The organism is Pseudomonas mandelii (genome assembly GCF_006438925.1).
GTDB classification, from domain to species: Bacteria; Pseudomonadota; Gammaproteobacteria; order Pseudomonadales; family Pseudomonadaceae; genus Aquipseudomonas; species Aquipseudomonas mandelii_C.
Window position 1 is genome coordinate 418,126 of sequence record NZ_RCZA01000001.1, and the last position, 22,923, is coordinate 441,048.

The following is a 22,923-nucleotide window of genomic DNA, read 5'->3' on the forward strand; positions in this document are numbered from 1 at the left end:
TCCTTTGCATTAGAGAACGGGTCCGGGATGCTCCCGTAACGCCGTCAGCAAAGCCGCGGCACTGGCGCCACGACAATCCACAACTGTTTGGGCCCCGGCGGCACGTGCCAGCTCGGCGACCCGGGGGCTTGGAACAAACAACGGCAACCGCGCCAATTGCGGCCAGGCATCGCCGGCCAATTGATGCAGGTGCTCAAAACCCTGTCCACTGCTGACCACCAGCCCGTTCAAGCGTTCCGCTTCGATCAGGTCAGGCAGCGCTGCCGGCGGGTATTGCGGCAGGTCGCGGCGGTACAACTCCAGATACTCGACACTAGCACCAAGCTCGCGCAAACGCTCAGCCAGCAACTCGCGCCCGCCCTCCCCGCGCATGATCAGCACGCGTGGACCGGGCCGCGCGATTGCCTCGCGCAACTGAGGAAGTTCAAGCAAGGCTTCGCTGTCATCGCCATCCACCGGAAAGCTGATGTCCAACCCGCGATCCTCGAGGATCTGCGCGGTGGCTGCCCCCACGCTGAACCACTTCAAACGAGGGGGTTGCGGCCGATACCTGTCGAGCAGATCCACAGCAATTCTGGCGGCCGGTTTACTGACCACGATCACCGCGCAATAGCGACCCAGCCCCTGAATCACGTCGCGCATTGTGTCAGAGGCTGGAATCGGCTCGATCTCCAAAAGCGGCAAACTGCTGCTGAAAATCCCCTTTTCGGCCAAAAGACTGCTCAGCGCCACCGACTCATCCGCGGGACGCGTCAGCAGCAGGCGCCAGCCCGTCACTCGTGACCTGCCTCGCCGTAAACTGCTTTCAGAATGTCGTTGGCGCCTTGACTCAGCAGGTCTTCAGCCACTTGCACGCCCAAGGCTTCGGCATCGCTACGTGGCGCACGAGCCTCGGCGCTGAGCAGCAGACCGCCGTTCGGATCACCGACAAGACCACGCAACCATATCTGCTCGCCTTCAAGCACGGCATAGCAGGCGATCGGCACTTGGCAGCCGCCATTCAAATGTTTGTTGAGAGCACGTTCGGCGGTCACGCGGGTGGCGGTGTCCTGATGGTGCAGCGGTGCCAACAGCGCGTGAATTTCGCTGTCGACGCTGCGGCATTCGATACCCACCGCGCCTTGGCCACCGGCCGGCAGACTGTCGTCGACGCTGATGGCCGAGGTAATCCGATCTTCAAAGCCCAGGCGAATCAGGCCGGCGGCGGCGAGGATAATGGCGTCGTATTCGCCGGCATCGAGCTTGGCCAGGCGCGTGTTGACGTTGCCGCGCAGGAAGCGAATTTCCAGGTCCGGACGACGGGTCAGCAACTGGGCCTGACGGCGCAGGCTGGAGGTGCCGACGATGCTGCCTTGCGGCAATTCGTCCAGGCTGGCGTAGGTATTGGAAACGAAGGCATCACGCGGGTCTTCGCGCTCGCAGATGCAAAACAGACCGAGGCCTTCAGGGAAGTCCATCGGCACGTCTTTCATCGAGTGCACCGCGATGTCGGCTTCGTTTTCCAGCAGCGCGGTTTCCAGTTCTTTGACGAACAGGCCCTTGCCGCCGATTTTCGACAGTGGCGAGTCGAGCAACTTGTCACCGCGACTGACCATGGGCACCAACGTCACGAGCAGACCCGGATGGGCTTCTTCCAGACGGGCTTTGACGTATTCGGCCTGCCACAGGGCGAGTGCACTTTTACGGGTGGCGATGCGGATTTCGCGAGAGGACATGGATCAATCCGTACTGAATAGATACGGCGGATAATAACAGCTCAACCAAATCCACTTTGACTTGTATCAGAAAACGCGTGGCCTCCCTGGCCTCAGACATCCAGCAAACGGGATGAAACCCGCCCGTAATTGGCGGATTAAAGCTGTTGCATCATCTTGCGCACGCCGGCCACATGCCGTCGGCTGACGATCAGGGCGTCGCCGTTCAAGCCTTTGAGGAACAGCTGAAAATGCCCCAGAGGCGTGCGTTGCAGGCGTTCGATGCGTTCGCGGGCGACCAGCGCATTGCGGTGGATTCGCACGAAGCGGTCGCCAAATTCATCTTCAAGGGCCTTGAGCGGCTCATCCAGCAGCACTTCGCCGCCTTCGTGGCGCAAGGTCACGTATTTGTGATCCGCAATGAAGTAGACCACCTGACCCAGCGGGATCAGTTCGATACCTTTACGGGTACGGGCGCTGATGTGGCTGCGCGGGCCGCTGCCACTTTCGGCGGCGGGACGGGTCAGGGCCGCGAGCTGGACGCGATTGGGCCGCTCGGCTTTTTTCAACGCTTCATGTAATTGTTCTGTACGCACAGGTTTCACCAGATAGCCTACGGCGCTGGCCTGTAAGGCTTCCACGGCAAATTCATCGGGCCCTGTGCAAAACACCACGGCGGGCGGGGTTTCGCGTTCGCACAATCGCGCAGCCACTTGCAGGCCATCGAGGCCCGGCATGCCGATATCGAGCAGCACGATATCGGGTTTGTGGCTGTCGATCAGAGCCAACGCCTCATCGCCGTTCGTGGCGCTAGGCTCCAGGACACTGTATCCCTCAAGTTCGCCAACCATTCGGCTCAGGCGCTCGCGGGCAAGGGGTTCGTCATCAACGATCAGGACATTCATATTGCGCTGGATTCCTGCGTGAGTCTCGCACAAGGATAGCGTAGACAGGTGAAGTGACGTCCGTCACCGCGATCCACGCTAAGACTAGCGCGAGGGCCAAAAAGTGCCGCCCGACCGACGGTTAAATTTTCATCTGTCGTGCGTTTGGCGGCCCAGGCCCGCGTTGGCGAGGCATCGCCGCAGGGTTTGTTGATACACAATATGAACACCCCCTCTTCTTATAGTCAGCTGCAGCGTCTGGAAGTGCGCTGATCCTACTGTCCAACTGTAGACGGTTGCCGGCACGATATTGCTCAATTGAAAAATATCGTTGCGCAAATCCCCTCGCGTTGACGTGAGTATGGACTTGCGCATGAGAAAAAAACGTCTCGACCAGTGTCAGCGACAGCATTGGCAACCCTGTTATTATCCGCGACAGCTTTCTACGCCATCTTTCTTCAGCCGACACGAGCGAATTCATGAGCACTGACAAGACCAATCAGTCCTGGGGCGGCCGCTTCAGTGAACCCGTCGACGCCTTCGTCGCCCGCTTCACCGCCTCCGTCACTTTCGACCAGCGCCTGTATCGCCACGACATCATGGGCTCGATCGCTCACGCCACGATGCTGGCCAAGGTCGGCGTGCTGACCGATGCCGAGCGCGACAGCATCACTGATGGCCTGAAGACCATCCAGGGTGAAATCGAGGCCGGCCAGTTCGACTGGCGCATCGACCTCGAAGACGTACACATGAACATCGAGGCGCGTCTGACCGACCGCATCGGCGTCACCGGTAAAAAGCTGCACACCGGCCGCAGCCGTAACGACCAGGTCGCCACCGACATCCGCCTGTGGCTGCGTGACGAGATCGACCTGATCCTGAGCGAAATCACCCGCCTGCAAAAAGGCTTGCTGGAGCAGGCCGAGCGCGAATCCGGCAGCATCATGCCGGGCTTCACTCACCTGCAAACCGCGCAGCCGGTGACCTTCGGGCACCACATGCTGGCCTGGTTCGAGATGCTTAGCCGAGACTACGAGCGTCTGGTCGACTGCCGCAAACGTACCAATCGCATGCCGCTGGGCAGCGCCGCACTGGCCGGTACCACCTACCCGATCGACCGCGAATTCACCGCTCAACTGCTGGGCTTCGACGCCGTGGGTGGCAACTCGCTGGACAACGTGTCCGATCGTGACTTCGCCATCGAGTTTTGCTCGGCCGCGAGCATCGCGATGATGCACCTGTCGCGCTTCTCCGAAGAGCTGGTGCTGTGGACCAGCGCGCAGTTCCAGTTCATCGATCTGCCGGACCGTTTCTGCACCGGCAGCTCGATCATGCCGCAAAAGAAAAACCCGGACGTCCCGGAGCTGGTGCGCGGCAAGACCGGCCGCGTATTCGGCGCGCTGATGGGCCTGCTGACCCTGATGAAAGGCCAGCCACTGGCCTACAACAAGGACAACCAGGAAGATAAAGAGCCACTGTTCGACGCCGCCGACACGTTGCGCGACTCGCTGCGGGCCTTTGCCGACATGATCCCGGCAATCAAACCCAAGCACGCGATGATGCGTGAAGCAGCCCTGCGCGGTTTCTCCACCGCCACCGACCTGGCCGACTACCTGGTTCGCCGCGGCCTGCCGTTCCGCGACTGCCACGAAATCGTTGGCCATGCCGTGAAGTACGGCGTGGAAAGCGGTAAAGACCTGGCGGAAATGAGCCTGGAAGAGTTGCGCAAGTTCAGCGACCAGATCGATCAGGACGTGTTCGCCGTGCTGACCCTGGAAGGCTCGGTGAATGCCCGTGACCACATCGGCGGGACTGCGCCGGCACAGGTCAAGAAGGCTGTGGCTCGCGGCCAGGCATTGCTCGCCAGTCGCTAAAACGCTAAAAGCTTCGCGAGCAGGCTCCTTCCCACATTTGGAATGCGTTCCCCTGTGGGAGCGTGCCTGCTCGCGAAAGCGGTCTTGAAGACGCTGTAAATCCTACTTCTTGCCGGCGACCATCGCCAAAAACGCTGGCATTGCCGCGTCCTTGTCCTTTGCGATCCGCTGCACATTCGGATTTTGCCCCAGACGCTCCAGCAACGCCTTGGCCGCCGGCATCTCAGCCAGCAAATCCAGGTCAAACAGCTTCTGCGCCACCGCACAGGCCAGCGGCACGCTGTAGAGGAAATACAAATCCGCAATGCTCAGGCTGTCACCTGCCACATAAGGGGCGAACTTGCCGTGCCTGCCCAGTGAGGCAAACCCCAGCAGCAACTCGGCTTTGGTCTTGTCCTTGATCGCATCCGGCACAGTCATGCCGAAAAATGCTTCGGCGTAGCAGGCACGCCCCGGCAATTCGATGTACAGCTCGATTTCCTTGGCCAGCGCCAGGACCTGCGACCGCTCAAAGGGATCGCTCGGCAACAGCGGCGTGCCTTTCTGGCTGTGTTCGAGGTATTCGAGAATCACGCTGGTTTCGTTGACGAAACCCTGTTCGACACCCAGCACTGGCACCTTCCCGCGCGGGCTGATGGCTAATGCCTCGGGGCTCGGGCCCGGGTAAAACAGTACCTCTTCAAACGGCAGTCCCTTCTCGAGCAGCGCCAGCTTGACCATGTTGTAGTAGTTGCTGACGGAGAATCCATAAAGCTTGAGCATCACATAGCCTCCAGGCCGTGCGGGGTTGGCAGGTGCCTTTTATAGAACGCAGCGACGTTTCTTGCCAGCAGCATCACAGCGCTGAATGCAGGTAAACTGGCCGCCTTAACTTGAGGAGCCTGCCATGAGCGAGCCAACCCCCGGCATCAACAACGACGACATCGACGAAGAAGAGTTCGCCGAAAACACCCTGGTCGAAGCCATCGAAAACCAGATCGAAAGCGACAATCCACCGGCCGCCAAGGCAACCTTCAACAAGCTGACCCTGGTGGGTTACGAGCGTGAAGAAATCCTCAACCTGATGGCCCACGTTCTGGCGGTGGAAATCGACGCAATCCTCGAAGAAGACCGCGCGTTCAACACTGAATGGTATGAAGCCGCGCTGCGTGCATTGCCAGAGTTGCCGCCCGAAAAGAAATAAGCCAACCCCGTTTCGGGCGCGGGCTTCTGTGGTGAGGGGATAAATCCTCACCACAGGCAATCTCCACAACCACAAAAACCCGCTCCCACACAGTTTGTGACCAATCTCTCCTGCCCTTCCCCAGACCCTGTCTACACTGGTAACCACCCCGCTGCCGCACCACCCACCGGGGAATGCTTCCCAAGGCGAAAAAACCCTGTCGCGAGCACTGGACATGCCGCCCGAGTGGGATCACCTTAGGGACGCTGTCGTCCAATTCCTAGAAAGTCTGGAGTCCTTATGTCGCTTACCCCTGAGTTGGTTGCCGAACTGGAAATCCTCGCACTCTTCAACCTGGACAGTTCCCAGGAAGGTTTGAAAATTCATCAGACCGCTGCCCCGAAAGCCATTGCCGCCGCCCAAAGACTGTTCGACAAAGAACTGATCACCCAGCCAGATGGTGGTTATCTGACCAGCCTGGGTCGTGACGCCGCGCAAAATGTGCAAACCGTTCTGACCATTCTCAACGTCCGGGAAACTGCCTGAGCATTACCGTAGCGCCCACGGAAACCCCTGCTTCGGGATTTCCGCGGGCACATTTCGTTACCTGCCTGCTACCTGCCGTCGCCCCGCGATAAAAATCTGACGCCAGAAAAACAAAATCAGCTTAAAAGTCCTGGAGCCGAGGCGCTAAACTGCCCTCATTCGCAGACACCCACGTCTGTGCCCCGCGAGCCGGTTTGAGCTGACATGACCCGCACCCATGAAATCCGCCCCGATCTGGACGAGGGAATCGACCGCAAGGTTCTCAGCCAGCTGCGCGCACGTTTTCTGAAGCTCAACGAAGGCCGTATGGCCCGCGCCATGGAAGGGTTGTCGACCCGCCAGCAAGCGGTGCTGACCTTGTTGCCGCTGTTTTTCCACGTCAATCATCCGCTGTTGCCAGGGTACGTTTCGGGCAGCACGCCGGCCGGGCTGTCGAATTACGAACCCGATGCCAACGCCCTCGCCGAAGCCCAACGCCTGACCCGCTCGTTTTCCTATAAGCCCCGCCACGGCAGCAATCCGCCGCGACCGATTCACGGCCTGTTCCTGATGGGCAGCCTCGGCACCCTCGCCCAGGCCGACCAGAGCGACATGGACGTGTGGGTCTGTCATGGGCCGGACTTGAGCGAAAGCGAGCTCACTGAACTGCGCAAAAAATGCCAGCTCCTCGAAATCTGGGCTGCCAGCCAGGGCGCCGAGGCGCATTTCTTCCTGATCGACCCGACCCGTTTCGTACGCGGCGACCGTGATACGCAACTGAGCTCGGAAGACTGCGGCACCACCCAGCACTATCTGCTGCTGGACGAGTTTTATCGCACCGCGATCTGGCTGGCCGGACGCACGCCCGTCTGGTGGCTGGTGCCGGTCTACGAAGAAGCGAGCTACGACCGTTACACCCATACCCTGATGTCCAAGCGCTTCATCCGTGCCGACGAAACCCTGGACCTGGGGCATCTGGCCTATATCCCGCCGGGGGAGTTCATCGGCGCCGGACTCTGGCAGTTATTCAAGGGCATCGAGTCGCCGTACAAATCGGTCCTCAAACTGCTGCTGATCGAGGTCTATGCCAGCGAACACCCCAAGGTTCATTGCCTGAGCCTGCGCTTCAAGCAAGCGGTGTTTGCCAATCGGCTCGACCTTGACGAGCTGGACCCGTATGTCGTGGTCTACCGACGCATCGAGGAATACCTCACCGCCCGTGGCGAGCCGGAACGGCTGGAGCTGGTACGGCGGGCGTTGTACCTGAAGGTCAATCGCAAACTCACCGGCAGCAGCAGTCGCACTCAGAGCTGGCAGCGCTCGTTGCTCAAACGCCTGGCCCACGAATGGCAGTGGGATCATCGTCAACTGGCCCTGCTCGATAGCCGCAGCCAATGGAAAGTCCGCCAGGTCGGCTCTGAACGCAGGGCCTTGGTCAATGAGCTCAATTACAGCTATCGCTTCCTGACCCAGTTCGCCCGCAACGAACAGACCGTCAGCCTGATCAACAAGCGCGACCTCAACGTGCTGGGTCGACGGCTGTACGCAGCTTTCGAGCGCAAGGCCGACAAGGTCGAGTTCATCAACCCTGGCATCGCCCCGGATCTGGCCGAAGATACCCTCACGCTGGTGCACGCGCCGAACAAAAAAGAATCGGGTCAAACTCAGTGGGGTTTGTACAACGGCAGCCTGACAGCCCTCGAATGGGAGCATTTCGCACCGATCAAGCGCAGCCGCCAATTGCTGGAACTGCTGACCTGGTGTCACCGCAACGGCGTGATCGACAGCAGCACTCGCCTGGCCTTGCATCCCGGCACCAGCGACCTGAGCGAGTTCGAACTGTTCAACCTGCTCGGCAGCCTGCAACAGAGCATCGTCCTACCGCTGACGACCGTCGCCGAAGAACCGTTACTGCGCGCCAGTGTGCCGAGCGAAGTGCTGATTCTGGTGAACGTCGGCGTCGATCCACTCAAGCACCACCGCGACCTGAACATCCTGATGACCACCGAGCGCACCGATTCCCTCAGTTACGCCGGTGTCCGGGAAAACCTGGTGCTGACCCTGGATCAGGTCACGCTCAATAGTTGGAACGAAGTGCTGGTCAGCCGCTTCGACGGCCCCCACGCACTGCTCGACTGCGTGCGCGATTACCTCAACAACCTGCCCGACGGGCTACAACAACCCACGTTGCGGGTTCGTTGCTTCTGCCACAACCGCGCACAGTTCATCGCCCGGCGAGTCGAAGAAATCCTCGATACCGCGCAGAACCTGCTGTTGAGCAAACTCAATCATCGCTACCTGATTCAGGTCCAGCAGCACTACCACGTGTTGGAACTGGTGCCCGGTCAGGTCAAACATGTCGCCCTCGCCACGCTGCCGGCACTGGTCGATTACCTGGGCGAAGAGCTGGCAAGCTACAGCCCGCTGCACCTGGACACGATGGCACTGGAAGACCACGACCTGGCGCTGGTCCTGCCGATGGGCCAGCCCGATTGCATTCAGGTGTTCTACCGGATCAACGAATACCGCGCCGACCTGTACGTGCTGGATGAATTCAATGCCTTATGGCAGCAGCGTTTGCCCTACCACGACGAGCAAAGCCTGCTGGTGCCGCTGCAACGTTTCCTGCAATCGATCCAGTACCGGCGCGACGCCTTGCTGCCGATGGACGTCGCCCAGCCGCTGAGCCTGGACACCTTGTATTACCAACTGCTGCCCTCCGGCCCCGTACGGGCGCGTCGGGTCGAAGCTCAGCCAGCGCCGCAAACCCCGGTCAACAAACCGTTCTACGACGTGCAGGCGATTGTCGGCAAAGCCGCACCGGGACAGGTGCAGGTCACGTTGTATTGCAATCAGCGGGAATTTTCAGAGTTGGAACATGGCGACCGATTGTTCAGCGTGGTCGCCCGGGAAATCGTCGAGCAGCGCCGTGAAACCGAACGCTATCGCTGCTACATCACCGACCTGGACCTGTCGGGCCTGCTCGGTGATGGTCAGAGTTCAAGCATTTTGTATTTGCGCTACAAGGCTGACCTTGAGCGCGCATTGAACGAGGCGCTCGAGCAGGTCTGAGGGGACGTCATTCCGGGAAGGCGCCGCCATTGGCAGGCTGCGATTCGACTTCCAGCAGAGTCAGTTTGAGGGTCTTGCCACCCGGAGCCGGCCAGTCGATGTGCTGACCCACCTTCATACCGAGCAAAGCACTGCCCACTGGCGCAAGAATGGAAATTTTGCCTTCGTCGGCATTGGCTTCCTTCGGGTAAACCAGTGTCAGGTGATAGTCCTTGCCGCTGATTTCTTCACGGCAATGCACACGCGAGTTCATGGTCACGACATCGGCTGGCACCTCGTCGTGACCGACCAGGGTATCGGCGCGGTCCAGTTCGGTTTGCAGCGCGATAACGCCCGGCAGCGTGTCATCCAGGCTGTCGATCAGGCGCTCCAGACGTTGCACGTCCAGACGGGTAAGGGTAATTGAAGGTGCGGTCATGATTTGGGCAGACTCCTTTCTTCTGCACAGAAAAAGCAAAACCCCGCCAGAAAAAGGCGGGGTTTTCACGAGCCTCGATGGGTTGAGGCGTTTCTCGACACTATCACAGCTCAATAAATATACAAGTGAGGGGTGACCACGGCCCGGCGCAGACCTTTTGGAGAGGGGGTTGCCACAAAAGCCCTTATGGCAAGGCTTTGCGCTGTGCCGCCTGGGCGCAGATAACCCGACGCCGATCGTCATCGGCCGAGCGCCATTCGCGGATGTCTTCGACATGGCGAAAACACCCAAGGCAGACCTTCTGCTCATCCAGCCGACACACGCCGCTGCACGGCGAAGCCACCGCCGGGCTGACATTGCTGTAGAGCGGTTTGGGCGGGCGAACGGGGGCAAGCTGGGTCACGATCTCACAGACCTTCGAAATCGAGCTCGGCGTCAGCTTGCAGCTTGACGATGCGCTCGAGCATTTCGCCCAGCTGCTCTTCGCTCTTGTCGCACATCCAGCGCTCGCTCTCTTCGTCGTAATCGAAGTGGAAACCACCGGACACGGCCGCCAACCACAGCTGCCGCAGCGGTTCCTGACGGCTGAAAATCAACTGGCTGCCGTTTTCGAACTTGACGGTGAGCACACCGGCCGAGCTCTCCAGATCGATATCCAGGTCACACTCGTCAAAAATATCCTCCAGCGTCTGCTGGGTGGCATCGACCAGATCGTGGAAGCGGGCTTCAGTCAAACTCATTGCGGGAACCTCAAAAAGTGTCTACTCACGCTCAAGCGCCGCAAGATACGGGCGAGCCCCGGTGATTGCAAAGGATAACGACCAAGCGCCGATATAGGTACATCAAACGCAGGCCCTGTGGGAGCGAGCCTGCTCGCGAAGAGGCCGGCACATTCAACATCGTTGTGGGCTGACACACCGCCTTCGCGAGCAGGCTCGCTCCCACAGGGTTTGCACTTGGCCAGTCGGCATCGGCCCAAGCCCCGCCGGACGGGAGCCCCGTCGCATAGGCAAGCTGCCGGGTGGCCGGTATACTCCGGCGCAATTAATGCATTTTCAAGGATTTCGCCATGAAGCGCCTGATCTCTTCCCTTGCTGCGCTCGCTTCGCTCGTCGCTTTTGTCAGCTTATTATCGGCCTGTGGTCAAAAAGGCCCGCTGTACCTGCCTGACGATAGCCAGGACCCTGCCGAGCAAGCCAAGTCGTCGCAGAAGTCTCCGTCGAAAGCACACAAGCACGACGTCTACCAATAAGGGAACGCCATGGACGCTTTTAACTACCGTGACGGCGAGCTGTTCGCGGAAGGTGTTGCCCTGTCGGCCATCGCCGAGCGCTTTGGTACACCGACCTACGTCTACTCCCGTGCGCACATCGAAGCCCAGTACCTGGCTTACGCCGATGCGCTGGCCGGCATGCCGCACCTGGTCTGCTTTGCGGTCAAGGCCAACTCCAACCTGGGTGTACTGAATGTCCTGGCGCGTCTGGGCGCCGGTTTTGACATCGTCTCCCGTGGTGAGCTGGAACGTGTACTGGCCGCTGGCGGCAGCGCCGACAAGATCGTCTTCTCCGGTGTCGGCAAGACCCGTGACGACATGCGTCGTGCCCTGGAAGTCGGCGTGCACTGCTTCAACGTCGAATCCACCGATGAGCTGGAGCGTCTGCAAGTCGTCGCCGCCGAGCTGGGCGTTCGCGCGCCGATCTCGCTGCGCGTGAACCCGGACGTCGATGCCGGCACCCATCCGTACATTTCTACCGGTCTTAAAGAGAACAAGTTCGGCATCGCCATCGCCGACGCCGAAGACGTGTACATCCGCGCCGCCCAACTGCCAAACCTGGAAGTGGTCGGTGTCGATTGCCACATCGGTTCGCAACTGACCACCCTTCCGCCCTTCATCGATGCCCTCGACCGCCTGCTGGGCCTGGTCGACCGCCTCGGCGACTGTGGCATTTACCTGCGCCACATCGATCTCGGTGGTGGTTTGGGCGTGCGTTATCGCGATGAAGAGCCGCCATTGGCTGCCGACTACATCAAAGCCGTGCGCGAGCGTCTCGACGGTCGTGACCTGGCGCTGGTGTTCGAGCCAGGCCGCTTTATCGTCGCCAACGCCGGCGTGCTGCTGACCCAGGTCGAGTACCTCAAGCACACCGAACACAAAGACTTCGCCATCGTCGACGCGGCCATGAACGACCTGATCCGCCCGGCGCTGTACCAAGCCTGGATGGACGTCACCGCCGTGCGCCCGCGCACTACCGCGGCTCGCGCCTACGACATCGTCGGCCCGATCTGCGAGACCGGCGACTTCCTGGCCAAGGATCGTGAGCTGGCCCTGGAAGAAGGCGACCTGCTGGCCGTGCATTCGGCTGGTGCCTACGGGTTTGTCATGAGTTCCAACTACAACACCCGCGGCCGTGCCGCTGAAGTGTTGGTGGACGGTGATCAGGCATTTGAAGTGCGTCGCCGTGAGACGGTAGCCGAGTTGTTTGCTGGCGAAAGCCTGCTGCCGGAGTAAAACCATGCTGCTGCGTTTTACCAAGATGCACGGCCTGGGCAATGACTTCATGGTCCTCGACCTGGTCAGCCAGCATGCGCACATCCTGCCCAAACACGCCAAGCAATGGGGCGATCGGCATACGGGTATCGGTTTCGACCAGTTGCTGATCGTCGAAGCGCCCAGCAACCCGGACGTGGATTTCCGCTACCGGATCTTCAACGCCGACGGCTCCGAAGTGGAACAGTGCGGCAACGGTGCGCGCTGTTTCGCGCGCTTCGTGCTCGACAAGCGCCTGACCGCGAAACGGCTGATCCGCGTCGAGACCAAAAGCGGCATCATCGAACTGGATATCCGCAGCGACGGGCAGATCGGTGTCAACATGGGCGCACCGCGCCTGGTGCCGACCGACATTCCGTTCGACGCGCCGGAACAGGCCCTGAGTTATCAGGTTGACGTCGACGGCACCGCGGTCGAACTGGCCGCCGTGTCCATGGGCAACCCCCATGCCGTGCTGCGGGTCAGCGATATCAACAACGCACCGGTGCATGAACTGGGGCCGAAAATCGAAAACCATCCGCGCTTTCCGGCGCGGGTCAATGTCGGTTTTCTCCAGGTCATCGACCGGAACCGTGCGCAGTTGCGCGTCTGGGAACGCGGGGCCGGGGAAACCCAGGCTTGCGGAACAGGCGCTTGCGCTGCTGCAGTGGCCGCGATCAGCCAGGGGTGGATGGATTCGCCACTTTTGATCGACCTGCCCGGCGGGCGCCTGTCCATTGAATGGGCAGGCCCTGGCCAACCGGTCATGATGACCGGTCCGGCAGTGCGCGTTTATGAAGGACAAGTGCGTCTTTGAGAGAGTCGAATCCATGAAAGATAAGCCCCAGGTTCCCGCCCTACAGCCCGACGAATCCCCTTCCGAAAGCCTTGAGGCGGCGGCGATTGCCGCGTACCTGGAGGCTCATCCGGATTTCTTCGTCGAGCATGAAGAACTGCTCGCCACCTTGCGCATTCCGCACCAGCGCGGCGACACCATTTCGCTGGTCGAACGCCAGATGACCATCCTGCGCGACCGCAATATCGAATTGCGTCATCGCCTCTCGCATTTGATGGACGTTGCCCGCGACAACGACCGCCTCTTCGACAAGACCCGCCGCCTGATTCTCGCGCTGATGGACGCCACCAGCCTGGAAGACGTGGTGATCAGCGTCGAAGACAGTCTGCGCCAGGACTTCCAGGTGCCCTTCGTCAGCCTGATTCTGCTGGGTGACAACCCGATGCCGGTCGGCCGCTGGGTCACTCATGCCGACGCGCAAACGGCCATCGGCGGCTTGCTCTCGGAAGACAAAAGCGTCAGCGGCAGCCTGCGTGAACACGAACTGGACTTCCTGTTTGGCGAAGAACAGCGCAAACAGATCGGCTCCACCGCCGTCGTCGCCATCAGCTACCAAGGCATCCACGGCGTCCTGGCCATCGCCAGCCGCGACCCGCAGCACTACAAGAGTTCGGTGGGCACGCTGTTCCTCAGCTACATCGCCGAAGTCATGGGCCGCGTGCTGCCACGGGTCAACACCTCCCTGCGCTCGGTACGCTGATCGTGGAACGGCAACTGGACGCTTACTGCGAACACCTGCGCAGTGAGCGGCAGGTGTCACCTCACACGCTATACGCCTACCGCCGCGACCTCGACAAAGTGCTGGGCTGGTGCGTCAAACAGAACATCAGCAGCTGGGCGGCCCTGGACATCCAGCGCCTGCGCAGCCTGATCGCACGCCTGCATTCACAGGGTCAATCGTCCCGCAGCCTGGCGCGGCTGCTGTCGGCGGTGCGCGGGCTCTATCACTATCTGAACCGCGAAGGCCTCTGCGACCACGATCCGGCCAACGGCCTGGCACCGCCGAAGGGCGAACGTCGGCTGCCAAAAACCCTCGACACCGACCGCGCGCTGCAACTGCTTGAGGGTGCGGTAGAGGATGATTTTCTGGCGCGTCGGGATCAGGCGATCCTGGAGCTGTTCTATTCCTCAGGTTTGCGGCTTTCAGAACTGACCGGACTCAATCTGGATCAGCTGGACCTGGCCGACGGCATGGTTCAAGTGCTCGGCAAGGGCAGCAAGACCCGACTGCTGCCGGTCGGCAAAAAAGCTCGCGAAGCGCTGGAGCTGTGGCTGCCGCTACGGGCCATGACCAACCCGGCGGACGACGCAGTGTTTGTCAGCCAGCAAGGCCGGCGCCTCGGCCCACGGGCGATTCAGGTGCGGGTTAAGGCCGCTGGCGAGCGCGAACTGGGACAGAACCTGCATCCGCACATGCTGCGACACTCCTTTGCCAGCCATTTGCTGGAGTCCTCCCAGGACCTGCGGGCGGTTCAGGAATTGCTCGGCCACTCGGACATCAAAACCACCCAGATCTACACCCACCTGGACTTCCAGCACCTGGCGACGGTTTACGACAGCGCCCATCCACGGGCCAAACGCATCAAAGGCGATGAGTCATGAGAATCCAATTGATCACCTTCGACCTCGACGACACCCTGTGGGACACCGCCCCGGTGATCGTCAGCGCCGAAGCCATATTGCGTGAATGGCTGACCGAACATGCACCAAATCTGGGCGCCGTGCCGGTGGAGCATTTGTGGGCGATTCGCGAGCGGATCCTGAGCAGCGAGCCGGGCCTCAAGCACCGCATCAGCGCCTTGCGCCGCCGAGTCTTGTTCCACGCGCTGGAAGAGGCCGGTTACGACCATGATCAAGCTTCGGATCTGGCCGACAAGAGTTTTGAAGTGTTTCTGCATGCGCGGCATCAGCTGGAAATCTTCCCGGAGGTGCAACCGACCCTGGAGACGCTGGCCAATCACTACGCCCTCGGCGTGGTCACCAACGGCAATGCCGATGTGCGCCGGCTAGGGCTGGCGGATTACTTCAAGTTTGCCTTGTGCGCCGAAGACATCGGCATCGGCAAGCCGGATGCGCGACTGTTTCATGAGGCGTTGCAGCGGGGTGGTGCGACGGCTGAAACCGCCGTGCATATCGGCGATCATCCGGGTGACGACATTGCCGGCGCCCAGCAGGCGGGATTGCGGGCGATCTGGTTTAACCCGGCTGGCAAGGCCTGGGAAGCCGAGAAGGCACCGGATGCCGAGATTCGCAGCTTGAGCGAGTTGCCAGCGTTGTTGGCCCTCTGGAACTTGGAAAAGATCTGAGGTGTTTCTGAAAAGATCGCAGCCTTCGGCAGCTCCTACAGGTGTACACCCAATAGTGTAGGAGCTGCCGAAGGCTGCGATCTTTTGATTTTGTTTCACCCATGAAAAAGCCCGCAGCGACGGCGGGCTTTTTCAGCAAGCAAGTAGCAGGCTCAGATAGGCCGGCTGCCGTACTTGTTATCAGGCTTCTTGGGCGGATCGGCGACCACATTGGCCTCCACTTCCTGCACCTTGCCGCCTTTGGCCAGGAACTCTTCCATGGCCCGCGCCAGAGCATCACGCTCCTTGTTTTTTGCTTCGACGCTCGGCAGCTCATCGATCGATACCGCTGCCTTGGCTTTGCCTTTGGCGGTCGGAACGGGCGCTTCACCGCCATCGTCTTCAGCGACGTCGTCCGTCGCCGCTTCCAGACCTTCTTCGGTTTCGTCGTCGTCGCCTACTTCGAGGTCGTCGTTTTCCAGATCATCGTCGCTCATGTTCTACCTCATGACTTGCGAAAAGCAGATTAGTTATAGCCCAGCATCGCCGTCTGTCGAAGGCCGCCGGGAAAAATTCTACAAACGCTGGTAACCAGCGGTTTACGCCTCTTCACCGTGCACGGTGGCGAGGACTTTACGGGCACCGCCAAAATCACGGTGCTCGCCCAGATAAACGCCTTGCCAGGTCCCCAGCGCCAGTCGGCCTGCCGAAATCGGCAAACTGAGCTGACAGCCAAGTACGCTGGCCTTGAAGTGCGCCGGGAGGTCGTCCAGGCCTTCGTCGTTATGCTCATAGCCGTCTGCTCCTTGTGGGATCAGACGATTGAAAAATCGTTCGAAGTCGCGACGTACCGCCGGATCGGCGTTCTCGTTGATGGTCAACGACGCCGAGGTATGCTGCAGCCACAAATGCAACAGACCGACCCGACATGCCTTGAGTTCAGGCAGGCCGGCGAGTAACTCGTGCGTTACCAGATGAAAGCCCCGGGGCCTCGCCCGCAGGGTAATCAGAGTCTGTTGCCACATACAGTTCTCCGCACGTTCGGGGCGCATTCTAGCGCGCTCTGGGAAAAAACAAAGGCCCTAATATTCCTTCTATCATGTAAGCCATTGGCCGCAGAAAAACGCCCGTCGTAAACGCCACTAAACGTGTACGAAAAAACCTTTCAGCAGTTACTTCACTGACAAACTCCAGACAAAAAAATGCCCGGCAAGCCGGGCAAGTTTTTTGTGCGCGTACTTACAAGTTGTAGCCGCGTTCGTTGTGGAGTGCCAGATCGATGCCGACCGCCTCTTCTTCCTCAGTGATACGCAGGCCCATGACAGCGTCCAGAACCTTGAGGATGATGAAAGTGACGATCGCGGTGTAGATCACCGTGAAGCCCACGCCTTTGCACTGAATCCAGACTTGTGCGGCGATGTCGGTGACGGTGCCGAAACCTCCCAGCGACGGTGCAGCGAAGACACCGGTCAGGATCGCGCCGAGGATACCGCCGATACCGTGTACGCCGAAGGCATCCAGGGAGTCGTCATAGCCGAGTTTGCGTTTCAGGGTGGTGGCGCAGAAGAAGCACACCACGCCGGCGGCCAGACCGATGACCAGAGCGCCCATCGGGCCCACGGTGCCAGCGGCTGGCGTGATTGCAACCAGACCGGCCACAACACCCGAAGCGATACCCAGAGCACTTGGTTTGCCGTGCGTGATCCACTCGGCGAACATCCAGCCCAGTGCAGCGGCGGCGGTTGCGATCTGGGTCACCAACATCGCCATACCGGCAGTGCCGTTGGCCGCAGCAGCGGAACCGGCGTTGAAGCCGAACCAGCCAACCCACAGCATGGCAGCGCCCATCAGGGTGTAACCGAGGTTGTGCGGCGCCATCGGGGTAGTCGGGAAGCCTTTGCGCTTGCCCAGTACCAGGCAGGCAATCAGACCGGCCACACCGGCGTTGATGTGCACCACGGTGCCGCCGGCGAAGTCCAGCACGCCCCAGTCCCACAACAGGCCGCCGTTACCGGACCAGACCATGTGCGCGATCGGTGCGTAAACCAGGGTAAACCAGACGCCCATGAAGATCAGCATGGCGGAGAACTTCATCCGCTCGGCGAAGGCACCGACGATCAGCGCAGGGGTGATGATGGCGAACGTCATCTGGAAGGTGACGAACACCGCTTCAGGGAACAGCGCCGCAGGGCCGGTCAGGCTCGCTGGCGTGACACCGGCGAGGAATGCCTTGCCCATGCCACCGAAGAACGAGTTGAAGTTGATGACGCCTTGTTCCATGCCGGTGGTGTCGAACGCGATGCTGTAGCCATAAATGACCCACAGGATGCTGATCAGACCGGTAATGGCAAAGCACTGCATCATCACGGAAAGAATGTTTTTGGAGCGAACCATGCCGCCGTAGAACAGCGCGAGGCCGGGAATGGTCATGAACAGCACGAGGGCTGTCGAGGTCATCATCCAGGCAGTGTCGCCGGAATTGAGGACTGGGGCCGCCACTTCGTCTGCCGCCATAGCCAGGCCGGGCATTACGAGGGACAACAGGGCTCCTAGCCCTGCGAATTTACGCAGAGTCATATTGTTTTCTCCTGGGGCGTTGGGTTTGTGGCGGCTTAGATTGCGTCGGTATCGGTTTCGCCGGTACGGATGCGAATCGCCTGTTCCAGATTGACCACGAAGATCTTGCCGTCACCGATCTTGCCGGTGTTGGCAGCCTTGGTTATCGCCTCGATAACCCGGTCAAGATCCTTGTCGTCAATGGCGACATCGATCTTCACCTTTGGCAGGAAATCGACCACGTATTCCGCGCCGCGATACAGCTCGGTGTGACCCTTCTGCCGACCGAAGCCTTTGACTTCAGTAACGGTAATGCCCTGCACGCCGATCTCGGACAGCGACTCGCGTACGTCGTCCAGTTTGAACGGCTTGATGATGGCAGTGACTAGCTTCATGAAAACTCTCTCCCGAATTGGTGGACTTGCCCCAGGAAAACAAACCCGACTCAAGTCTAAGCGCAGTGCCTGGCTTTGTAACGCATCGTCGGCCTTACCTGCCCGTCCGACGCCTGCTAACCACTCCGCACGAAACACTTCCCCCGTTCCGCTTGGCGCACTGCATTCGTCACAGTGACTGCATCAGTGCATGGGTCAGTACCGACTAAGCAGAAAGCTTGCCATCTCGCCGAAACCCACTGATTTCAAGCTTTTGGCCGCTGTTGCAAGCGGCTTCGCGCAAATGACCTGACGGATACGCACAACAACAGTGCGCGGCCGTCCGTCCCCATGCGCGAAAAGCGTGCACCCCTGACTGCGAGATTGACTATAGACACTGCGTGATACACTGCGCGCCATTGTTGACAGGACATTTCCCATGCTCGCACCCAAAGACTTCCTCGATGCCCTGAGCGGCACTGCCTCCCGCCTCTTCAGCGGCGACACCCCGCTGCCGAAAAGCGAAATCGAAAGCCAGTTCAAGGCTCTGTTGCAGAGCGGCTTCAGCAAGCTGGATCTGGTGAGCCGGGAAGAGTTTGATAGCCAGATGGTTGTGCTCGCACGGACGCGTGCACGGTTGGAGAGCCTTGAGGCGAAGGTGGCGGAGCTGGAAGCGAAGCTCAATCCACCTGCGGAATAATGCGGTCCCCTGTGGGAGCGAGCCTGCTCGCGAATAGAGTCACCTCGGTCTCCAGCCATCCCACACTGAACAGACCACCCCTGTAGGAGCTGCCGAAGGCTGCGATCTTTTGATCTTCAGCCCCGCCACCATCTCGGCAACGTCCTACAAAGATCACACCGCCGTCCGATTGCGCCACAAAGCCCCGGTTCCTAAGCTCACCCAATGCTGAATGTTCAGCACTGGGTTTGGCGACCTGGATACCCCGATGCGGCACGACACATTCGGACAGGGAAATTCCCGTCTCGATTTATGGCGGCTGTGCGTGGGAGACCTTCGGGTCTGCCGGAATTCGGGCGTCGCCGGTTCGCCAACCCACGCACAGCTGCCACCCTTTTCGTTTGGCGACGATCAGAGGCAGTTTCTCTCCACTCGACCCCGAGAACTGCACCATGGATGAAAACTATCTGACGCCACACATCTTCACCCGCCACAAACTCCACCTCCACGCTCTACTGTTGGAAAACCAAGCGTGGTTCTGCGCCCGAGACCTGGGCCGATTGCTTCGCCTGTTCCTCGACGAACGCGCCGTCCGCAAACTCGATCCCGACCAACACCAAACTTTACGAATGCCCATCCACGGCAGCATCGAAAACACCCTGATGATCAGCGAATCCGGCGTTTACGCACTGCTGGTCTACCACTACTGCCCCGAATACCGGGCCCTGCGCGAATGGCTAACCCACGACGTAGTCCCCTCCCTCAGAGACGCCCAGCAACCCACCTCAACCGAACGCCCGATCCTGAGCCTGCTGAACTGGCCCGAGATGTCGTTGAATTTGCTGCACTGGAATAACCAACCGTGGATTCGCTTGCAGGATGTTCCGCACATGCTGGCGGATAGTGAACGGCCGCAGCGCTCGATCAATGCACCGTGGTGGAAGCGTGCTTCCCGAATACTCCTAGCATTCTAAACGACAAAAAAACCCCACGTTTGTAACGTGGGGTTCGTTCAGGAGCAGAGGATCAGGCGCAGTGCGAAAGACGCTCAACCTGATCCCGGATCACTGCCCCTCGCTCAATCTCGGCTTTGCGCAAATCGTAAGTCGATTGCAGGTTCAGCCAAAATTCCGGGGTCGTGTCCAGACAGATAGATAGCCTTAAAGCCATATCAGCGCTGACACCCCGGCGCTGGAGCACGATATCGTTCACCGTTGGTGTCGAAACGCTCAATGCTCTAGCCAAGGCTGCCGCCGTAAGGCTCAGAGGCTCCAGGTATTCCTCTTTGAGGATCTCGCCGGGGTGAACCGGACGCATACCATTCTTAGTCATTACTCACCTCAGTGATAATCGACGATTTCGACATTCTCTGGCCCGTTAAGACCCCAAACAAAGCAAATTCGCCATTGAGCGTTGATACGGATGCTGTGCTGACCTTTTCGATTTCCCCCCAGTGCCTCCAAGCGATTACCCGGCGGCGATCGAAGGTCAATCAGTACGGCAGCAGCATCAAGCATCGTCAGCTTTCGTTCCACGACACTCATAATGGCTGACCACATACGGGTCTTACCGTTGCGAAACAGGTACTCGGTCTCAGAACACTTAAAGCTAACGATCATAATTTAAAGCTTAACGTTATGCATTAATCTTGAGTGTATAACCTGAATTCACTTATGCAAATGCGCCAATGCGACTCTTGGCCATCCCTTCAAAGCTTTAGGAAAAGGACTACCAAAGGCCTTCAGAACTCCTTTTAAACACAGACGTTTCCTACGAAAAGGAGCACCAATTCTCATTGCATCACCACCGCGCTTACCTCTTAAGCTGACCGACCTGTAAAGCCATCTTCAAATCCAAAAAAAGAGATCGCTATGAAACCCGGAAAACGAAAAGCCAAACTTCTACTCATCGCTGGATATCATGCGGAGGCACTCCGGCTGGCCGGGAACGTATCAGCCACTCAACGTCGCTTTTGTGAGGTCGCTGCGGCTTGCGGTAAAGAATTGGAACCAAGCGGTTGGCTCGCCGGTTACAGGGCACCCGCTACGCTTGATTCGACAAAAAAAGGTGAATAATCTCAGCACCGTCAATGTGTCCGTTGAGGATGCGCAGGTCTTGGCCTCACCGAAGCCTGCACATAAAAACCGCTTTTTCAGGCGGTTTTTTTTCGCCCTCAATTCAGCTTCGCCGCCGTCCTTCATCAATCCAGGCAGCGTCCTACAACAACCTCATCCCGCGACTGATTACGTCGCAAATCCCACTCCCTTACGCTTCACCCATCAGAAAGACATTCGCAACATCCTGCGAAGATTTGGCACCTGCGCCATCACGCGCCCCCGACTACCCTTCAAAAAACCGCAGGAAGCGGTTCCCGTAAAGCTCAAGGAACGACCATGTCCCTCTCCATCGTCCATAGCCGCGCTCAGATTGGTGTCGATGCGCCCGCCGTCACCGTAGAAGTCCATCTGGCCAACGGTCTGCCCTCATTGACGATGGTCGGCTTGCCCGAGGCGGCAGTAAAGGAAAGCAAGGACCGGGTGCGCAGCGCGATCATCAATTCAGGCCTGCAATTTCCGGCGCGGCGCATCACGCTGAATCTCGCGCCTGCGGACTTACCGAAGGATGGCGGACGGTTTGATCTGGCAATTGCCTTGGGGATTCTGTCCGCAAGCGTACAGGTGCCGACGTTGACGCTGGATGACATTGAATGCTTGGGAGAATTGGCGCTGTCAGGCGCGGTACGTGCCGTGAGAGGCGTGTTGCCGGCTGCGCTGGCTGCACGCAAGGCCGGACGCTCATTGATGGTGCCGCGGGCGAACGCCGAGGAGGCGTGCCTGGCGTCGGGGTTGAAGGTGTTTGCCGTGGATCACCTGCTGGAAGCCGTTGCGCACTTCAATGGACATACGCCGGTCGAACCCTACGTTTCCAACGGGTTGCTCTACGCAAGTAAACCCTATCCGGACTTGAATGAAGTGCAGGGGCAAATCTCGGCCAAGCGCGCATTGCTGATTGCGGCGGCTGGGGCTCATAACCTGCTGTTCAGCGGACCGCCGGGGACCGGAAAAACGCTGTTAGCGAGTCGGTTGCCGGGGCTGCTTCCCCCGTTAGCCGAAAACGAAGCGCTGGAAGTCGCTGCCATTCAATCCGTCACCAGTTGCGTGCCCTTGAGCCACTGGCCGCAACGACCGTTCCGCCAGCCCCATCACTCGGCCTCCGGCCCGGCGTTGGTGGGCGGCGGTTCGAAGCCACAACCCGGCGAAATCACCCTGGCCCATCATGGCGTTCTATTCCTCGATGAACTCCCGGAGTTCGACCGCAAGGTGTTAGAGGTTTTAAGGGAGCCGCTGGAGTCCGGCCACATCGTGATTTCCCGCGCCAAGGATCGTGTGAGGTTTCCGGCGCGCTTTCAATTGGTGGCCGCAATGAACCCGTGCCCCTGTGGATATCTTGGCGAGCCCAGCGGTAAATGCAGTTGTACACCGGACATGGTCCAGCGTTATCGCAACAAATTGTCGGGGCCTCTACTGGATCGGATCGACCTGCACCTGACCGTCGCTCGGGAAGCCACGGCGTTGAACCCTGCGCTCAAACCCGGTGATGACACAGCCACTGCTGCGGTGCTGGTCGCCGACGCCCGGGAGCGTCAAAACAAACGCCAGGGCTGTGCCAACGCATTCCTTGATTTGCCAGGGCTGCGTCGACACTGCAAGTTATCCACAACCGACGAGGCGTGGCTGGAAACTGCTTGCGAGCGTTTGACCTTGTCACTCAGGTCGGCCCACCGTCTGCTCAAGGTAGCCCGTACATTGGCAGACCTTGAACAGGTGAATGCAATTACACGCGAGCACTTGGCGGAAGCATTGCAATATCGACCAGCCTCAGCGTAATTGATGGTTATTACCGCAAAGCCCTTCAGCAGATCACATACCAGAGAGAGCGTCAGTAAGACATGGAGTTACTAAAGAGTCATTGGATTAGATTCGTCTATTGCTTCATAAGCACTGTTATCGTGTGGGC

At 59.5% G+C, this 22,923-nt stretch carries 26 protein-coding genes and 1 pseudogene; 13 read left to right on the forward strand and 14 right to left on the reverse strand.

The window, feature by feature from the left end:
• Positions 1-9 precede the first annotated feature (9 nt).
• From EAH74_RS01985 to EAH74_RS33710, 4 genes and pseudogenes are all read right to left on the reverse strand, one after another.
• Positions 10-777 (reverse strand): uroporphyrinogen-III synthase, encoded by a 768-nt coding sequence (locus tag EAH74_RS01985; protein ID WP_140675395.1) that lies wholly within the window; start codon positions 775-777, stop codon positions 10-12.
• Positions 774-1,715, reverse strand: a complete 942-nt coding sequence (gene hemC, locus EAH74_RS01990; RefSeq protein ID WP_008150280.1) for a hydroxymethylbilane synthase — start codon at positions 1,713-1,715, stop codon at positions 774-776. Before hemC ends, EAH74_RS01985 begins: the two co-directional genes overlap by 4 nt.
• A gap of 137 nt (positions 1,716-1,852) precedes the next feature.
• A complete protein-coding gene (locus EAH74_RS01995; RefSeq protein WP_046045093.1) occupies positions 1,853-2,599 on the reverse strand; it encodes a LytR/AlgR family response regulator transcription factor in 747 nt (248 codons plus the stop codon).
• Positions 2,596-2,915, reverse strand: a pseudogene (locus tag EAH74_RS33710) (sensor histidine kinase); the annotation flags it as partial. The gene EAH74_RS01995 and the pseudogene EAH74_RS33710, both read right to left, overlap by 4 nt.
• A gap of 142 nt (positions 2,916-3,057) precedes the next feature.
• Here EAH74_RS33710 and argH point away from each other — a divergent pair.
• Positions 3,058-4,452: an argininosuccinate lyase gene (gene argH / locus EAH74_RS02000; RefSeq protein WP_140675398.1), complete on the forward strand. Its 1,395-nt coding sequence runs from the start codon at positions 3,058-3,060 to the stop codon at positions 4,450-4,452.
• 102 nt (positions 4,453-4,554) lie between these two features.
• Here argH and EAH74_RS02005 read toward each other — a convergent pair whose 3' ends face one another.
• A complete protein-coding gene (locus tag EAH74_RS02005) occupies positions 4,555-5,214 on the reverse strand; it encodes a glutathione S-transferase family protein (RefSeq protein WP_140675401.1) in 660 nt (219 codons plus the stop codon).
• A gap of 124 nt (positions 5,215-5,338) precedes the next feature.
• Between EAH74_RS02005 and EAH74_RS02010 the strand changes: the two genes are divergently transcribed.
• From EAH74_RS02010 to EAH74_RS02020, 3 genes are all read left to right on the forward strand, one after another.
• Positions 5,339-5,635, forward strand: coding sequence for a hypothetical protein (locus EAH74_RS02010; RefSeq protein WP_046045090.1), 297 nt, complete (start codon positions 5,339-5,341; stop codon positions 5,633-5,635).
• A gap of 279 nt (positions 5,636-5,914) precedes the next feature.
• A complete protein-coding gene (locus EAH74_RS02015) occupies positions 5,915-6,160 on the forward strand; it encodes a TIGR02647 family protein (RefSeq protein WP_008150272.1) in 246 nt (81 codons plus the stop codon).
• A 204-nt stretch (positions 6,161-6,364) separates the two neighbouring features.
• The gene (locus EAH74_RS02020) at positions 6,365-9,211 is read left to right on the forward strand and encodes a class I adenylate cyclase (RefSeq protein WP_140675404.1); all 2,847 of its coding nucleotides are present in this window, start codon (positions 6,365-6,367) and stop codon (positions 9,209-9,211) included.
• Between the two features lie 7 nt (positions 9,212-9,218).
• Here EAH74_RS02020 and rnk read toward each other — a convergent pair whose 3' ends face one another.
• From rnk to cyaY, 3 genes are all read right to left on the reverse strand, one after another.
• Positions 9,219-9,629 (reverse strand): nucleoside diphosphate kinase regulator, encoded by a 411-nt coding sequence (gene rnk / locus EAH74_RS02025; protein ID WP_123365074.1) that lies wholly within the window; start codon positions 9,627-9,629, stop codon positions 9,219-9,221.
• A 184-nt stretch (positions 9,630-9,813) separates the two neighbouring features.
• Positions 9,814-10,032, reverse strand: coding sequence for a DUF1289 domain-containing protein (locus tag EAH74_RS02030; RefSeq protein ID WP_140675407.1), 219 nt, complete (start codon positions 10,030-10,032; stop codon positions 9,814-9,816).
• Between the two features lie 4 nt (positions 10,033-10,036).
• The gene (gene cyaY / locus EAH74_RS02035) at positions 10,037-10,369 is read right to left on the reverse strand and encodes an iron donor protein CyaY (RefSeq protein ID WP_123365072.1); all 333 of its coding nucleotides are present in this window, start codon (positions 10,367-10,369) and stop codon (positions 10,037-10,039) included.
• 329 nt (positions 10,370-10,698) lie between these two features.
• Here cyaY and lptM point away from each other — a divergent pair, with 329 nt between their 5' ends.
• Genes lptM through EAH74_RS02070 form a run of 6 tightly spaced genes read left to right on the forward strand, consistent with a single transcriptional unit; the run spans position 10,699 to position 15,318 of the window.
• Positions 10,699-10,881 carry an LPS translocon maturation chaperone LptM gene (gene lptM / locus EAH74_RS02045; RefSeq protein WP_140675410.1) on the forward strand — a complete coding sequence of 61 codons (183 nt, stop codon included), beginning with the start codon at positions 10,699-10,701 and terminating at the stop codon, positions 10,879-10,881.
• Positions 10,882-10,890: 9 nt separating this feature from the next.
• Positions 10,891-12,138 (forward strand): diaminopimelate decarboxylase, encoded by a 1,248-nt coding sequence (gene lysA, locus EAH74_RS02050; RefSeq protein ID WP_046045084.1) that lies wholly within the window; start codon positions 10,891-10,893, stop codon positions 12,136-12,138.
• Positions 12,139-12,142: 4 nt separating this feature from the next.
• Positions 12,143-12,973, forward strand: a complete 831-nt coding sequence (gene dapF / locus EAH74_RS02055; RefSeq protein ID WP_123365071.1) for a diaminopimelate epimerase — start codon at positions 12,143-12,145, stop codon at positions 12,971-12,973.
• A 13-nt stretch (positions 12,974-12,986) separates the two neighbouring features.
• A complete protein-coding gene (locus EAH74_RS02060) occupies positions 12,987-13,712 on the forward strand; it encodes a DUF484 family protein (protein WP_129440062.1) in 726 nt (241 codons plus the stop codon).
• Positions 13,713-13,714: 2 nt separating this feature from the next.
• Positions 13,715-14,614, forward strand: a complete 900-nt coding sequence (xerC, locus tag EAH74_RS02065) for a tyrosine recombinase XerC (protein ID WP_008150257.1) — start codon at positions 13,715-13,717, stop codon at positions 14,612-14,614.
• A complete protein-coding gene (locus EAH74_RS02070; protein ID WP_140675413.1) occupies positions 14,611-15,318 on the forward strand; it encodes an HAD family hydrolase in 708 nt (235 codons plus the stop codon). Before xerC ends, EAH74_RS02070 begins: the two co-directional genes overlap by 4 nt.
• 152 nt (positions 15,319-15,470) lie before the next feature.
• Here EAH74_RS02070 and sutA read toward each other — a convergent pair whose 3' ends face one another.
• From sutA to glnK, 4 genes are all read right to left on the reverse strand, one after another.
• Positions 15,471-15,794: a transcriptional regulator SutA gene (gene sutA, locus EAH74_RS02075; protein WP_123365068.1), complete on the reverse strand. Its 324-nt coding sequence runs from the start codon at positions 15,792-15,794 to the stop codon at positions 15,471-15,473.
• Between the two features lie 102 nt (positions 15,795-15,896).
• Positions 15,897-16,322 carry a secondary thiamine-phosphate synthase enzyme YjbQ gene (locus tag EAH74_RS02080; RefSeq protein ID WP_140675416.1) on the reverse strand — a complete coding sequence of 142 codons (426 nt, stop codon included), beginning with the start codon at positions 16,320-16,322 and terminating at the stop codon, positions 15,897-15,899.
• 214 nt (positions 16,323-16,536) lie between these two features.
• Positions 16,537-17,874 (reverse strand): ammonium transporter, encoded by a 1,338-nt coding sequence (locus tag EAH74_RS02085; protein WP_033060693.1) that lies wholly within the window; start codon positions 17,872-17,874, stop codon positions 16,537-16,539.
• Between the two features lie 35 nt (positions 17,875-17,909).
• Positions 17,910-18,248 carry a P-II family nitrogen regulator gene (gene glnK, locus EAH74_RS02090; RefSeq protein ID WP_002555808.1) on the reverse strand — a complete coding sequence of 113 codons (339 nt, stop codon included), beginning with the start codon at positions 18,246-18,248 and terminating at the stop codon, positions 17,910-17,912.
• A gap of 418 nt (positions 18,249-18,666) precedes the next feature.
• Here glnK and EAH74_RS02095 point away from each other — a divergent pair, with 418 nt between their 5' ends.
• Both EAH74_RS02095 and EAH74_RS02100 read left to right on the forward strand, forming a co-directional pair.
• The gene (locus EAH74_RS02095; RefSeq protein ID WP_008076132.1) at positions 18,667-18,927 is read left to right on the forward strand and encodes an accessory factor UbiK family protein; all 261 of its coding nucleotides are present in this window, start codon (positions 18,667-18,669) and stop codon (positions 18,925-18,927) included.
• A gap of 431 nt (positions 18,928-19,358) precedes the next feature.
• Complete coding sequence (locus tag EAH74_RS02100; RefSeq protein ID WP_140675419.1) at positions 19,359-19,880, forward strand: BRO-N domain-containing protein; 522 nt, start codon at positions 19,359-19,361, stop codon at positions 19,878-19,880.
• Between the two features lie 52 nt (positions 19,881-19,932).
• On the opposite strand, the gene EAH74_RS02105 is transcribed toward EAH74_RS02100, so the two are convergent.
• Entirely contained in the window at positions 19,933-20,238 is a 306-nt protein-coding gene (locus tag EAH74_RS02105; RefSeq protein WP_140675422.1) for a HigA family addiction module antitoxin, read from the reverse strand.
• Positions 20,239-20,246: 8 nt separating this feature from the next.
• On the reverse strand, positions 20,247-20,525 hold the full coding sequence (locus tag EAH74_RS02110) for a type II toxin-antitoxin system RelE/ParE family toxin (protein WP_140675427.1): 279 nt from the start codon (positions 20,523-20,525) through the stop codon (positions 20,247-20,249).
• Positions 20,526-21,299: 774 nt separating this feature from the next.
• On the opposite strand from EAH74_RS02110, the gene EAH74_RS02120 reads away from it, so the two are divergent.
• A complete protein-coding gene (locus tag EAH74_RS02120; protein WP_140675434.1) occupies positions 21,300-22,793 on the forward strand; it encodes a YifB family Mg chelatase-like AAA ATPase in 1,494 nt (497 codons plus the stop codon).
• Positions 22,794-22,923: the final 130 nt, after the last annotated feature.

What these genes read in the sequence shown, in the direction of transcription:
- hemC (WP_008150280.1), bottom strand. Translation starts at nt 1,715, where the DNA reads ATGTCCTCTCGCGAAATCCGCATCGCCACCCGTAAAAGTGCACTCGCC.
- EAH74_RS01995 (WP_046045093.1), bottom strand. Translation starts at nt 2,599, where the DNA reads ATGAATGTCCTGATCGTTGATGACGAACCCCTTGCCCGCGAGCGCCTG.
- argH (WP_140675398.1), top strand. Translation starts at nt 3,058, where the DNA reads ATGAGCACTGACAAGACCAATCAGTCCTGGGGCGGCCGCTTCAGTGAA.
- EAH74_RS02005 (WP_140675401.1), bottom strand. Translation starts at nt 5,214, where the DNA reads ATGCTCAAGCTTTATGGATTCTCCGTCAGCAACTACTACAACATGGTC.
- EAH74_RS02010 (WP_046045090.1), top strand. Translation starts at nt 5,339, where the DNA reads ATGAGCGAGCCAACCCCCGGCATCAACAACGACGACATCGACGAAGAA.
- EAH74_RS02015 (WP_008150272.1), top strand. Translation starts at nt 5,915, where the DNA reads ATGTCGCTTACCCCTGAGTTGGTTGCCGAACTGGAAATCCTCGCACTC.
- EAH74_RS02020 (WP_140675404.1), top strand. Translation starts at nt 6,365, where the DNA reads ATGACCCGCACCCATGAAATCCGCCCCGATCTGGACGAGGGAATCGAC.
- rnk (WP_123365074.1), bottom strand. Translation starts at nt 9,629, where the DNA reads ATGACCGCACCTTCAATTACCCTTACCCGTCTGGACGTGCAACGTCTG.
- cyaY (WP_123365072.1), bottom strand. Translation starts at nt 10,369, where the DNA reads ATGAGTTTGACTGAAGCCCGCTTCCACGATCTGGTCGATGCCACCCAG.
- lptM (WP_140675410.1), top strand. Translation starts at nt 10,699, where the DNA reads ATGAAGCGCCTGATCTCTTCCCTTGCTGCGCTCGCTTCGCTCGTCGCT.
- lysA (WP_046045084.1), top strand. Translation starts at nt 10,891, where the DNA reads ATGGACGCTTTTAACTACCGTGACGGCGAGCTGTTCGCGGAAGGTGTT.
- dapF (WP_123365071.1), top strand. Translation starts at nt 12,143, where the DNA reads ATGCTGCTGCGTTTTACCAAGATGCACGGCCTGGGCAATGACTTCATG.
- EAH74_RS02060 (WP_129440062.1), top strand. Translation starts at nt 12,987, where the DNA reads ATGAAAGATAAGCCCCAGGTTCCCGCCCTACAGCCCGACGAATCCCCT.
- EAH74_RS02070 (WP_140675413.1), top strand. Translation starts at nt 14,611, where the DNA reads ATGAGAATCCAATTGATCACCTTCGACCTCGACGACACCCTGTGGGAC.
- sutA (WP_123365068.1), bottom strand. Translation starts at nt 15,794, where the DNA reads ATGAGCGACGATGATCTGGAAAACGACGACCTCGAAGTAGGCGACGAC.
- EAH74_RS02080 (WP_140675416.1), bottom strand. Translation starts at nt 16,322, where the DNA reads ATGTGGCAACAGACTCTGATTACCCTGCGGGCGAGGCCCCGGGGCTTT.
- EAH74_RS02085 (WP_033060693.1), bottom strand. Translation starts at nt 17,874, where the DNA reads ATGACTCTGCGTAAATTCGCAGGGCTAGGAGCCCTGTTGTCCCTCGTA.
- glnK (WP_002555808.1), bottom strand. Translation starts at nt 18,248, where the DNA reads ATGAAGCTAGTCACTGCCATCATCAAGCCGTTCAAACTGGACGACGTA.
- EAH74_RS02095 (WP_008076132.1), top strand. Translation starts at nt 18,667, where the DNA reads ATGCTCGCACCCAAAGACTTCCTCGATGCCCTGAGCGGCACTGCCTCC.
- EAH74_RS02100 (WP_140675419.1), top strand. Translation starts at nt 19,359, where the DNA reads ATGGATGAAAACTATCTGACGCCACACATCTTCACCCGCCACAAACTC.
- EAH74_RS02105 (WP_140675422.1), bottom strand. Translation starts at nt 20,238, where the DNA reads ATGACTAAGAATGGTATGCGTCCGGTTCACCCCGGCGAGATCCTCAAA.
- EAH74_RS02110 (WP_140675427.1), bottom strand. Translation starts at nt 20,525, where the DNA reads ATGATCGTTAGCTTTAAGTGTTCTGAGACCGAGTACCTGTTTCGCAAC.
- EAH74_RS02120 (WP_140675434.1), top strand. Translation starts at nt 21,300, where the DNA reads ATGTCCCTCTCCATCGTCCATAGCCGCGCTCAGATTGGTGTCGATGCG.